Source organism: uncultured Oscillibacter sp., from assembly GCF_900546705.1.
GTDB lineage: Bacteria > Bacillota > Clostridia > Oscillospirales > Oscillospiraceae > Oscillibacter.
This window is the reverse complement of record NZ_URDP01000023.1, coordinates 19,653-31,584: the sequence shown is the minus strand read 5'-3', so window position 1 is coordinate 31,584 and position 11,932 is coordinate 19,653. Positions and strand designations below refer to the sequence as shown.

Below are 11,932 nucleotides of genomic sequence, written 5' to 3'. Positions count from 1 at the left end.
GTGATTCCCAAGGAGATCCGCCGCACTATGCGGATCCGGGAAGGGGACCCGCTGGAGATCTACACCAGCCGGGACGGCGAGGTGATTTTTAAAAAATACTCCCTGCTGGGCGGCGTGGAGGATTTTGCCGTGGAGCTGTGCGAGACCATGAGCCGCTCCACCGGCGAGATTTGCGCCGTTACGGACCGGGACACCATCATCGCCGTGGCCGGCGGCGGGAAGCGGGAGCTTTTGGGCAAACGCATTTCCCCGGAGCTGGAGCAGGTGATGGAGGGCCGCAAAATCTACCGCCGGGAGGACCAGGAAGAGGCCATGCCGGTGGCGGACGGGGCAGACAAGCTCCGGGTGCAGGTGGCTGCCCCCATTCTGGCGGAGGGCGATCTGCTGGGACTGGTGCTGTTTGTGGGCGGCGAGGGCGCGCCTGCGGCGGACGAGCCGGTCTACAAGCTGGCCCAGACCATCGCGGCTTTTTTGGGCCGCCATATGGAAAGCTGAGTACGCATACCACGATCCGTAGCCGGACGCCATCAGGCGTCCGGCTTTTCCATCATGGGACGGGCTGCCGGGCCGTATGCTGATAGCATCACAGCAAAGGGGGCCGATGACCTTGGAACAGACACTGAAAGAACTGAGTGCGTGCCTCTGGGGCGCACCGCTTCTGGGATTGCTTCTGGGAACAGGCGTGTGGCTGACGGTGCGCACCCGCTTTCTTGCCTGGCGGAATCTGCCGGGTGCCTGTGCCCTGCTTGCAAGTCCCGGCGCCAGGTACGACGGACAGGGGGGGATCTCGCCCCTGTCCGCGCTGATGACGGCACTCTCGTCCACCCTGGGCACCGGGAACATCGTGGGGGTGGCCACCGCGCTGACTGCCGGAGGCCCCGGGGCGCTGGTGTGGATGGAGCTGGCCGCCCTGTTCGGGCTGACCGCCAAATTCGGCGAGTGCGCCCTGGCGGTGCGGTTCCGCCGCAGGGGAGAGCGGCGGGGCGGACCTATGGTGACGATGGCCCGGGGCCTGCGTCCCCGCCTGCTGGGGCGGGCCATGGGGGCGGCGTTTGCCCTGTTTGCCGTGGGGGCCTCCTTCGGAATCGGCAACATGACCCAGACCAACGCCATGGCGTCCGCGCTGGAGGCTGCGTTTTCCGTCCCGCCGTGGGTGACGGGTGCTGTCGCCGCCGTGCTGACGCTGGGCATTGTCCGGGGCGGCATCGGACGTATTTCCGCGGTATCAGGGTGGCTGGTGCCGCTGATGGCGGGGGGATACCTGCTGGGAACGCTGGCGGTGATCGCCGGGCACATCCAGACGCTGCCCAATGCCGTCGGGCAGATGCTTCGCCAGGCTCTGGGGCCGGAGGCATTTGTGGGCGGCACTGCCGGGGCCGCCATTCGCTACGGGGTGGCCCGGGGGGTGTTTTCCAATGAGTCCGGCATGGGGTCGGCGGCCATCACCGCGGCGGCGGCCGACGGGGACTGCCCGGCGCTCCACGGGTACATCAACATGGTGGGTGCGTTTTTCGATACCTGCGTGGTCTGTACACTGACGGGTCTTGCCATCTGCTGTTCGGGGGTGCTGGAGGGCGGCGCCGACGGCGCGGCGCTGACCATCCTGGCCTTTGAGAGCGTACTGGGACACTGGGGCGGGGGACTGGTGGCCGTGTGCGTGGCGCTGTTTTCCTTTTCCTCCGTGCTGGGCTGGGCGTACCAGGGAGAGACGGCACTGACCTATCTGACCGGAAACCGGGGCACAGGCCTTTACCGCCTGGCGTTTTCCCTGGCGGCGGGGATCGGTGCCGTGGCCCGGCTGGAGACCGTGTTTGCCTTTTCCGACGTGTGCAACGCGCTCATGGCGATTCCGAATCTATTGTGTCTGCTGGCCCTCTCCGGGACGGTGCGGCGGGAGATGGAGGCCTTTGAACCCGCGTTTGCCCGGCGGGGGACAGCACTGCAAAGCCAGTAAATTTTTGGGGATGCGGTTGCATTTTTGCAATTTGATGGTAAGATAAGGACGTTGAAAAATTATAGCAAAGGACTTGATACCATGACAAAAATCGACATTATCTCCGGCTTTTTGGGCGCCGGCAAGACCACGCTCATCAAAAAGCTGCTGGCGGAGGCGTTCCAGGGGGAAAAGCTGGTGCTCATTGAAAACGAGTTCGGTGAGATCAGCATCGACGGCGGCTTTTTGAAAGAATCCGGTGTGGAGATCTCCGAGATGTCCTCCGGCTGCATCTGCTGCTCTTTGGTGGGCGACTTCGGCAAGGCTCTGCGGGAGGTGGAAGAGCAGTTCCACCCTGACCGCATCCTCATCGAACCCTCCGGCGTGGGCAAGCTCAGCGATGTGATCGTGGCCGTGCAGAACACGGTGGCGGATGTGCCCACCATGGCCCTCAACAGCTTTGTCACCGTGGCCGACGCCACCAAGGTCAAGGTCTACATGAAGAACTTCGGCGAGTTCTACAACAACCAGATCGAATCCGCCGGCGCCATCATCCTCTCCCGGACCCAGAAGCTGACCCAGGAGAAGCTGGAGGCCGCCGTGGCCATGCTGCGTGAGAAGAACCCCACTGCCGCTATCCTTACCACGCCCTGGGATAACCTGCCCGGCAGCGTCATCCTTTCCGCCATGGAGAAGGTGTCCCTGGCCGATGAACTGCTGGCCAAGATGCGCGCCGAGCACGAGGCCGAGGAGGCAGAGCACGAACACGAGCATCACCACGACCACGATCATGATGAACACGAGCATCACCACGACCACGATCATGATGAGCACGAGCACCACCATGACCACGAACATGATGAGCACGAGCACCATCATGACCACGACCACGAGTGCGACGATCCCAACTGCTCCTGCCACCACCATGACCACGATCATGATGAGCACGAGCACCATCATGACCACGACCACGAGTGTGACGATCCCAACTGCTCCTGCCACCACCATCACCACCACGCCGATGAGGTGTTCACCTCCTGGGGCGCCGAGACGCCCCGGCTGTTCACCCGCGCCGAGCTGGAGAACATTCTCACGGAGCTGGATACCGGCGCCTACGGCAAGATCCTGCGGGCCAAGGGCATCGTAAACGGCACCGAGGGCTGGCTGGAGTTCGACTATGTGCCCGAGGAGCACGATCTGCGTGACGGCCACGCGGACTACACGGGCCGCCTGTGCGTCATCGGCGCGGAGCTGGACGAGGGCAAGCTGAAGACCCTCTTTGGCCTGTAAAACGAAGAAAGGGACCAAGATGGATATTCCTGTTTACCTGGTTGCCGGCTTTCTGGACGGCGGCAAGACCAATTTTATCAACGGCATCCTGGAAGACGGCTTTGCCCGTCAGGACAAGACGCTGCTCCTTTGCTGCGAAGAAGGCGAGGAGGAATATGAGAAAAATGCCCTGGATAACGTGACGGTGGTGACCATCGAGAACGAGGAGGACCTCAAGTGCTCCTACCTCAAGGAGCTGGAAAAGCAATACCGGCCCAAGCAGGTGCTCATCGAGTACAACGGCATGTGGCAGATGGAGCGGCTTTACAGAGAGGTGCTGCCGGCCAACTGGGTGCTCTACCAGATCATGACTTTTGTCCAGGCGTCCACCTTTGAGATGTACGCCAAGAACATGGGCCAGCTGATGATGGAGAAGATCACCAACGCGGACATGCTGGTGTTCAACCGGTGCACGCCGGAACTGCGGGACGCCCTGCGCAAGCGGAACCTGAGAATGGTGAACCGCCGGGCGGACATCTATCTGGAGATGGAGGACGGCACCAGCGAGGATTACCTCACCGGCGATGAGTGCCCCTTCGATCTTACCCAGGACATCATCGACATTCCCGATGACGACTACGGCGTGTGGTATGTGGACGTGATGGACCACCCGGACCGCTACGACGGCAAGCTGGTGCACATGAAGCTGGTCATGTGCCACTCCAAGAAGTATCCCGGCATCCACTGCCCCGGGCGCTTTGCCATGGTGTGCTGCGAAAACGACATCACCTTTTACGGCCTGATCGCCCGGGGTGAGGGACTGGACCAGTACAACAACCGGGATTGGATTGAAGTGACTGCCCGCATGTCCGTGGAGGAGCACAAGGCCTACAAGGGAAAGGGCCCGGTGATGAACGTGCTCTCCATTGCCCCCTGTAAAAAGCCCAGCCAGGAAGTGGTCACGTTCTGACGCGGCCTGCGTTTCAGACAATAAAAAAGCACCCCCGGATCATTCCGGGGGTGCTTCTTTTTGAACCTTGCGGGTGTTCAGAGGGACTTTTTGGACTCCCACTTGCTCACGCAGATGGAGCAGGCGATGTCGCCGGTGACATTGAGGCAGGTACGGCCCATGTCGAAGAGGCGATCCACGGCCACGATCAGGCCGATATAGTCCACGGGGATGCTGATGGCTTCCAGCACCATAGCCAGCATGATCATGCCCGCGCCGGAGACACCGGCAGTGCCGATGGAGGCCAGCGTGGCGGTGACCACCACCAGCACCATCTGGCCCAGCGTCAGTTCCATGCCGGAGCAGGCGGCCAGGAACACGGTGGCGACGCACTGATAGATGGCGGTGCCGTCCATGTTGACGGTGGCACCCAGGGGCAGCACGAAGGCGGCCACGTCACGGTCGGCGCCCATGTTCTCTGCGCACTCCTTGGAGACAGGCAGCGTGGCGGCGGAGGAGGTGGTGGTGAAGGCGAACATCATGGCCGCAGCCGCGCCCTTGAAAAAGCGCAGGGGGCTCATGCCGGCAAACATCTTGGCGGAGAAGGAGTACACCACCACGGCGTGGAGAATATAGCCGATATAGGCGCAGCCCAGCACCAGAGCCAGGGAGCCCAGAATCTCGGCACCCTGGTTGGCCACTACCCAGGACATATAGGTGAACACGCCGATGGGGCTCAGGGCGATGATGAACTCCATGAGCCGGTTGATGACCTCATTGAAGGAGGACACCAGATCCCGGCACAGCTTGCCCTTCTCGCCAGCAGCCATGATGGCGCCGCCGAAGAACAGGGCAATCACGATGACCTGAAGCATATTGGCGGTGCGGAAGGCCTCCCACATGTTGGAGGGGAAGATGCCCACCAGGGTGGACATGAAGCCGCCGAACTCCGCAGCTTCATAGGTGGCGCTGCCCAGTTCGCCGCTCAGGTCGGGGAAGAGACCGGCGCCGTGGAAGGCATTGGCCAGAGCCAGACCGATGACGCAGGCGATGGCGGTGGTGCACAGGAAATACAGCACGGTCTTCCAGCCCACGGCGCCCACCTTCTTCATGTCGTCCATGGACAAGATGCCGTCGATCATGGAGATGAGCACCACGGGGACCACGATGAACTTCAGCAGGTTGACAAAGATATCGCCGAAAGGCTTGAGGTAGTCGGTGGTGATGTCCTTGAGGCCGGTGCTTCCCAGCAACACACCCACAACGATGCCCAGAATCAGGGCCAGCAGGATCTGAAGGGGAAGGCTGATTTTCTTCTTTTTCATAGATTCACCTCAGTCTCAGATTTTGTCTGCTTCGTCAATTTATACGAAACATATGCACAAATTGAGGCTATTATAGCAAAAAAACAAGGAGGTGTAAAGCAAGGCGCAAAGAAACTGTCAGATTTGTGAATAATTTGTAAAGAACCGGCCGCAGGTCGGGCAAAACGCCAAACTGCGGCCGGTTTTTCAGCGGGAACGGGTGGGATATCCGCAAAAGCGGATGGCGGCCCGGGCGATTTCCTCCGTGGGGTCCACAGTGGCGACGGGGGGATGCAGGGCAGCGGCCGCCAGGGGAAGCTCTGTGCAGCCGAGAATGAAGTAGTCCGCCTGGGGCATCCCAGTCAGGACGGAGAAGAACGTGTCCCGGTACTCCTCCGGGGGACGCCCGGCCTTGACACCGTTGTAAATGACCTCCATCAGGGCGTCCTGGGCGGCTTCATCCGGTGCGGTCCAGGCCACGCCCTGGGTATCCAGCGCCTGCTGGTAAATGCCGGCGGCCAGGGTGCCCCGGGTGGCAAGGATGCCTGCCGTTTTGCCGGGGAACCGCTCTGCGCAGGTGCGGGCGGTGACAGCGGGCATGCTGAGAAAGGGAGTGTCCGTCAGCGCCTGGAGTCGGGGGAGAAAGTAATGGGCGGTGTTGCAGGGCATGATGATGCAGGAGGCGCCGCAGGAGACCAGCTTGCGCAGGGAGTCCGCCATCTGGGGCACGGGATCGGCTCCGCCGGAGAGAATGGCCGCCGTGCGGTCGGGAATGGCGGGGTTGTCGTCCACGTAGACCCGGACGTGGTCGCCGTCCTTTTCCGCGTCTGTCAGCAGGACAATTTTCTGCAATAAATCTGCGGTGGCCAGAGGGCCCATACCGCCGAGAATTCCAATGGACTTTTTCATCATATCCTCCTCAGCTCCAAAATTCCGGGAACAGCAGCTCGCTGCCCACCTTGATAGTCAGCAGGATCAAAACCAGAATCACGGTGGGCCGGACGATCCGGCTGCCGTTTTTGATGGCCAGACCGGCGCCCAGATAGTGCCCGGCAATGGAGGCCAGGGCAGAGATCAGACCCACATGGATATACACATAGCCGGAGACCAGGGAGGTGAACAGGCTTCCCAGGTTGGACGAGAGATTGATGACCTTCACACCGCCGGCGGCGTGGCGGGTGTCCAGCTTGGCCAGGCGGATGAAGACGATCATCAAAAAGGTGCCGGTGCCGGGGCCGTAATAGCCGTCGTAGCCGCCGATAATAAATGAGGCCGTCCACACAATGGCCGCTTGGGCGGCAAAGGAGATGTCCCCGGGCTCATCCGGCCAGCTGCGGTTGCGCAGCGTCACCACCGCCACCACAGGCAGAACCACCAAAAGGAGGTACTTGAGCACCTTGTCCGGCGTGTGGAGCTGGAGCCAGGTGCCGCACATGGAGCCGGTGAGGGCAAAGGCGATGGAGGGGGCAAACAGCTTCCAGCGGACGTAGCCCTGGCGGATGAACCGGGCGGTGGAAAAGATGGTGCCGATGCCCGAGGAGAGCTTGTTGGTGCCCAGGGCGTAGTAGGTGGGAATGTTGTGGAACGCCATCAGGTAGGTGGGCACGGAGATGATTCCGCCGCCGCCGGCAATGGCATCCATAAAGGACGCCAGAAATACGCCCACGCAGATCAGCAGCACCACCCACAAAGGGAAACCGTCCACAGTGACGGAAAACAATGAGAACACAGAATTCAACCGGGGCACCTGCCTTTATCAGTTCTTACAAAATCCGGGTTATTATACCAGCCGCAGACAGGAAAAGCAAGGCGGCGGGGGAATATGCACAGAGGGGGGATTTGCGTCAAGAGCAGGTAAAATTTAGATGTTTTTCAGTGAAAAATGCCAAATTATTGCAGAATATACACAAAAAACCAAAAAAATGACCTAAGAAAAATAGTCAATTACTCCAAAAAGCGCTGCGCTTTTTCGACAGGAGCGTCCTTGACGGTATTTCCTGGAAGAAGTATAATATACACAATATATAGTGGAAGATCATCTGTTAAATATACCCAGGAAAACAATCCCGACCCGTCCGCCGGGCGGCAGATCGGGGAGAGGAGCAAAACCATGGCAATCAAAAAAGAGGCGGAGCGTTATCACGCAGGCCAGATGACCGACGGCTGGCACTGGTTCGGCGCCCACCCGCTGGAAAGACGGGGCAAAGCAGGCTGGATGTTCCGGGTCTGGGCCCCTCACGCCAAGAGCGTCTCCGTGGTGGGCGACTTCAATGACTGGAACCCCAAGGCTAACCGGCTCACCCGCAAGGGCGAGGAGTGGGAGGGCTTTATCCCCGGACTCAAGGAGTACACCTCCTATAAATATGCGGTTACCGGGCCGGATGGTCAGGTGCGCATGAAGGCAGATCCCTACGGCTTCCATACGGAGACCCGGCCCGCCACCGCCAGCAAGCTCTATGACATTCGGGGCTTCCGCTGGACGGACAGCGCCTTTCGGGAAAGGCTGGCCAAGCATCCGGTCTATCAATCCCCGCTGAATATCTACGAGGTGCATCTGGGCTCGTGGAAAAGACGGGACAACGGCGATTTTATCGACTATCGGGACCTTGCCAAGGACCTGGCGGCCTATGTCAAGGACATGGGCTATACGGCCATTGAGCTGCTTCCAGTGACGGAGCATCCCCTGGATGACTCCTGGGGTTATCAGTGCACCGGGTATTTCGCCCCCACCTCCCGCTTCGGAACCCCCAAGGACTTCATGTGGTTTGTCAACCACATGCATAAAAACGGCATCTCCGTCATTCTGGACTGGGTGCCTGCCCACTTCTGCAAGGACGCCCAGGGCCTCTACGAGTTTGACGGCACCTGCTGCTATGAGTACAGCGACCCCAACAAGTGGGAGCACGCCAGCTGGGGCACCCGGGTCTTTGACTACGGCCGGCCGGAGGTGAAGAGCTTCCTGTTCTCCTCTGCCCGGTTCTGGCTGGAGGAGTACCACATCGACGGACTGCGGGTGGACGCGGTGGCGTCCATGCTGTATCTGGACTATGACCGTCAGGGCGGCCCCTGGACGCCCAACAAGTACGGCGGCCACGAGAATCTGGAGGCCATCGATTTTCTGCGCGAGCTCAACACCATGGCCTTTTCGTTCAATCCCAACGTACTGATGATCGCTGAGGAGTCCACTGCCTGGCCCATGGTCAGCCGTCCCGCCGACGTGGGAGGCCTGGGCTTCAACCTCAAGTGGAACATGGGCTGGATGAACGACATGTGCCACTATCTGAAAATGGACCCCTGGTTCCGCCAGGACCACCACAAGGACATCACCTTCTCCATGATGTACGCATTTTCGGAGAACTTCGTGCTGCCCATCTCCCACGATGAAGTGGTACATATGAAGGGCTCTGTGGTGGGGAAAATGCCCGGCGACTACGAAAACCAGCTGCGCTGCCTGAAGGGCTTTTACGCCTACCTGCTGGCCCATCCGGGCAAAAAGCTTTTGTTCATGGGCGCGGAAATCGGCCAGTGGCACGAATGGGACTCGGACGGCCAGCTGGACTGGTATCTGCTGGAGCAGCCCGAGAACCAGAAGATTCACCGCTTCTTCAAGGAGATCAACGCCTTTTATAAAAAAGAGCCTGCCCTTTGGGAGATCGATTTTGACTGGGAGGGCTTCGAGTGGCTGGTCAGCGACGACAACCACAACAACGTAGTGGTGTTTTTGCGGAAGGACCGCAAAGGCCGCGACCTGCTGTGCGCGATCAACTTCTCGCCAAACACCTATGAGAACTACCGGATGGGCGTGCCTGCCCACCGGCGGTATGTGCCCGTGTTCAACACGGATGCGGAGATCTACGGCGGCGCCGGTTTCGGCGATACCGAGCCGGTGCAGGTGGAGGCCATTCCCTCCCACGGCCGGGAGCACTCTGCGGCGATCCGGATTCCGGCATTCGGCGCGGTGTTCCTGCGGGGAGAGGGGACATTCCCCAAGCCCAGGAAGAAAAGTAAGGCAAAGGAGCTGGAGAAAACATGAAAAAAGAATGTATCGCCATGTTGCTGGCCGGCGGCCAGGGCAGCAGACTCTACGTCCTGACCGGCGAAATGGCGAAGCCGGCGGTTCCCTTCGGCGGAAAGTACCGCATCATCGACTTCCCGCTTTCCAACTGCACCAATTCCGGCATTGATACGGTGGGTGTTTTGACCCAGTATCGCCCCCTGGAGCTCAACAGCTACATCGGCAGCGGTCAGCCCTGGGACCTGGACGGCTCCACCGGCGGCGTCCACATTCTGCCGCCCTATATGGGCAGCAAGGGCGGCACCTGGTACAAGGGCACGGCCAACGCCATCTATCAGAACATCGGTTTTATCGACCTCTACGATCCCGACTATGTGGTGATTCTCTCCGGCGACCATATCTATAAAATGGACTACTCCAAGATGGTGGAGCGTCACAAGGAGGCAAACGCCGCCTGCACCATCTCCGTCATGGAGGTGCCCTGGTCCGAGGCGCCCCGCTTCGGCATCATGAGCGTGGATGACCAGGATATGATCACGGAGTTTGCCGAAAAGCCCAAGGAGCCCAAGAGCAACCTGGCATCCATGGGCATCTATGTGTTCTCCTGGAAAACCCTGCGCAAGTACTTAACGGAGGACGAGGCCGATCCCACTTCCGAAAATGACTTCGGCAAGAACGTCATCCCTGCCATGCTGCGCAACGGTGAGCGCATGGCGGCCTATCGCTTTGTGGGCTACTGGAAGGACGTGGGGACGCTGGAATCCCTCTGGGACGCCAACATGGATATGCTCTCTCCCGAGTCCGGTCTGGACCTGCTGGATGAGTCCTGGCCCATCTACGCCCGCTCTGTCAATGCGCCGCCGGCGTACCTTGGCAGCGACAGCCAGGTGACCCACAGCGCCATCAACCGCGGCAGTGAGCTGGAGGGCACCGTGGAAAACTCTGTCCTGGCGCCCAATGTGAAGGTGAGCAAGGGCGCCCGCGTCAGCTACTCCGTGCTGATGCCCGGAACGGAAGTCAAGGCCGGCGCTGTGGTGGAGTACGCCATTTTGGGTGAGAACTGCTCCATCGGTGAGGGCTGCCACGTGGGCGGCACGCCGGAGAGCACGGCCCCCGCTCCCTGGGGGCTGACGGTGCTGGCACCTGAGTGCGTGCTGGCCGACGGCAGGGAGGTTCGTCCCGGTGTCATGCTGGGCCGCAATGGTGAGGAGGTGTCCAAATGAACGGAATGCATGGTATCATCTTTTCGTATGAAAAGCGCAACGACCTGCGGGAACTGACGGAGATCCGTTCTGCCGCCTCCATTCCCTTCGGCGGCCGTTACCGGGCGGTAGACTTTGCCCTGTCCAATCTGGTCAACGCCGGCGTGACGGATGTGGGCGTGGTGCTCCACGGCCGCTATCAGAGCATGCTGGATCATCTGGGCACCGGCAAGGTGTGGGATCTTTCCCGCAAGCGGGGCGGTCTGCGCATTCTGCCTCCGTTCAACTATCAGCGCAACTGGGGTGTGCTGCCCTTCCGGGGCAAGATGGAGGCTCTGGCCGGTGTGCGCAGCTATCTGGACACCATCCGTCAGGACTATGTGGCCCTCATGGACGGCGATCTGGTGGTGAACCTGCCCCTGTCCGAAGTGTACGAGTCCCACATCAAGTCCGGCGCGGACATTACTGTGGTCTGCGGGGACGACAGCTTTGCCACCGAGGACGGCACCTACTTTGAAAAGGATGCCGACGGCCGCGTCACGGAGGTACTCTACAACCTGCACCGTCCCCGGGGCTACCGGGGCCTGGAGGTGTACATCATCTCCACGGCCATGCTCAAGGACCTGGTGGACGAGTGCGCCGCCAAGGACCAGTTCAGCTGGCGGCGGGACGTGCTGCGGGCCAAGAAGGACGAACTGAATCTGCGCTGCTACATCTGGAAGGGCTTCGCCGCCCAGATCCGCTCTGTCCAGGAGTACTATGACCGGAGCATGCAGCTGCTGGACCCGGCCATTCGTGCGGATCTGTTCTGCGCCCAGCGGCCTGTCCGGGCCAAGGGAGCCGACAAGTCCTCCACCTATCTTGGCTCGGAGGGCCGGTGCGTCAACTCCCTGGTGGCAGACGGCTGCCGCATCGAGGGTACGGTGGAAAACTCCATCCTGTTCCCCGGCGTGGTGGTGGAGGCCGGCGCCGTGGTGCGCAACTGCGTGCTGTTCAAGGAGGACATGATCCGGCACAACGCCCAGCTTGCCTACATCATTGCCGACAAGAATGTGGAGGTGCTGGCGGACCGCACGCTGATGGGGCATGCCACCTATCCCATTGTGCTGGCCAAGGGCAGCGTCGTGTAAGTGTGGAGAGGGGGGACGCCGTCCCCCCTTTTCTCGGGAGCGGCAAGATTGCCGGAGCCCGAAAGCCGTGTTTTTGCGGTGGGGGAGGGCAGCCTCCCCGCCCTCTTTTGTGTGAAGAGGGAAAAGGAAA

General features: G+C 60.8%; 10 protein-coding genes. 7 read left to right on the top strand and 3 right to left on the bottom strand.

Annotated elements, in window-relative coordinates:
* From QZS13_RS06435 to QZS13_RS06420, 4 genes are all read left to right on the top strand, one after another.
* A partial coding sequence (locus QZS13_RS06435) for a stage V sporulation T C-terminal domain-containing protein (RefSeq protein ID WP_295587069.1) occupies positions 1–495 on the top strand: 495 nt, incomplete at its 5' end.
* A gap of 112 nt (positions 496–607) precedes the next feature.
* On the top strand, positions 608–1,954 hold the full coding sequence (locus QZS13_RS06430; protein WP_295587067.1) for a sodium:alanine symporter family protein: 1,347 nt from the start codon (positions 608–610) through the stop codon (positions 1,952–1,954).
* Between the two features lie 81 nt (positions 1,955–2,035).
* A complete protein-coding gene (locus QZS13_RS06425) occupies positions 2,036–3,223 on the top strand; it encodes a CobW family GTP-binding protein (RefSeq protein ID WP_295587065.1) in 1,188 nt (395 codons plus the stop codon).
* Between the two features lie 19 nt (positions 3,224–3,242).
* Positions 3,243–4,172, top strand: a complete 930-nt coding sequence (locus QZS13_RS06420) for a GTP-binding protein (RefSeq protein WP_295587063.1) — start codon at positions 3,243–3,245, stop codon at positions 4,170–4,172.
* A 77-nt stretch (positions 4,173–4,249) separates the two neighbouring features.
* Here the strand turns inward: QZS13_RS06420 and QZS13_RS06415 are convergent, their stop codons facing one another.
* From QZS13_RS06415 to QZS13_RS06405, 3 genes are all read right to left on the bottom strand, one after another.
* A complete protein-coding gene (locus QZS13_RS06415; RefSeq protein WP_295587061.1) occupies positions 4,250–5,476 on the bottom strand; it encodes a dicarboxylate/amino acid:cation symporter in 1,227 nt (408 codons plus the stop codon).
* Positions 5,477–5,662: 186 nt separating this feature from the next.
* Positions 5,663–6,364, bottom strand: a complete 702-nt coding sequence (locus tag QZS13_RS06410; RefSeq protein ID WP_295587059.1) for an aspartate/glutamate racemase family protein — start codon at positions 6,362–6,364, stop codon at positions 5,663–5,665.
* 10 nt (positions 6,365–6,374) lie between these two features.
* Positions 6,375–7,184 (bottom strand): sulfite exporter TauE/SafE family protein, encoded by an 810-nt coding sequence (locus tag QZS13_RS06405; RefSeq protein WP_295587057.1) that lies wholly within the window; start codon positions 7,182–7,184, stop codon positions 6,375–6,377.
* 381 nt (positions 7,185–7,565) lie between these two features.
* Here QZS13_RS06405 and glgB point away from each other — a divergent pair, with 381 nt between their 5' ends.
* From glgB to glgD, 3 genes are read left to right on the top strand one after another with little or no spacing between them, the layout of a single operon-like run.
* Positions 7,566–9,488, top strand: a complete 1,923-nt coding sequence (gene glgB / locus QZS13_RS06400) for a 1,4-alpha-glucan branching protein GlgB (protein WP_295587055.1) — start codon at positions 7,566–7,568, stop codon at positions 9,486–9,488.
* Positions 9,485–10,693, top strand: coding sequence for a glucose-1-phosphate adenylyltransferase (locus QZS13_RS06395; protein WP_295587053.1), 1,209 nt, complete (start codon positions 9,485–9,487; stop codon positions 10,691–10,693). The genes glgB and QZS13_RS06395 overlap by 4 nt, the downstream gene beginning before the upstream one ends.
* Positions 10,690–11,802, top strand: a complete 1,113-nt coding sequence (glgD, locus tag QZS13_RS06390) for a glucose-1-phosphate adenylyltransferase subunit GlgD (RefSeq protein ID WP_295587051.1) — start codon at positions 10,690–10,692, stop codon at positions 11,800–11,802. Before QZS13_RS06395 ends, glgD begins: the two co-directional genes overlap by 4 nt.
* Positions 11,803–11,932 lie beyond the last annotated feature (130 nt).

What these genes read in the sequence shown, in the direction of transcription:
- QZS13_RS06395 (WP_295587053.1), top strand. Translation starts at nt 9,485, where the DNA reads ATGAAAAAAGAATGTATCGCCATGTTGCTGGCCGGCGGCCAGGGCAGC.
- glgB (WP_295587055.1), top strand. Translation starts at nt 7,566, where the DNA reads ATGGCAATCAAAAAAGAGGCGGAGCGTTATCACGCAGGCCAGATGACC.
- QZS13_RS06420 (WP_295587063.1), top strand. Translation starts at nt 3,243, where the DNA reads ATGGATATTCCTGTTTACCTGGTTGCCGGCTTTCTGGACGGCGGCAAG.
- QZS13_RS06410 (WP_295587059.1), bottom strand. Translation starts at nt 6,364, where the DNA reads ATGAAAAAGTCCATTGGAATTCTCGGCGGTATGGGCCCTCTGGCCACC.
- QZS13_RS06425 (WP_295587065.1), top strand. Translation starts at nt 2,036, where the DNA reads ATGACAAAAATCGACATTATCTCCGGCTTTTTGGGCGCCGGCAAGACC.
- QZS13_RS06415 (WP_295587061.1), bottom strand. Translation starts at nt 5,476, where the DNA reads ATGAAAAAGAAGAAAATCAGCCTTCCCCTTCAGATCCTGCTGGCCCTG.
- glgD (WP_295587051.1), top strand. Translation starts at nt 10,690, where the DNA reads ATGAACGGAATGCATGGTATCATCTTTTCGTATGAAAAGCGCAACGAC.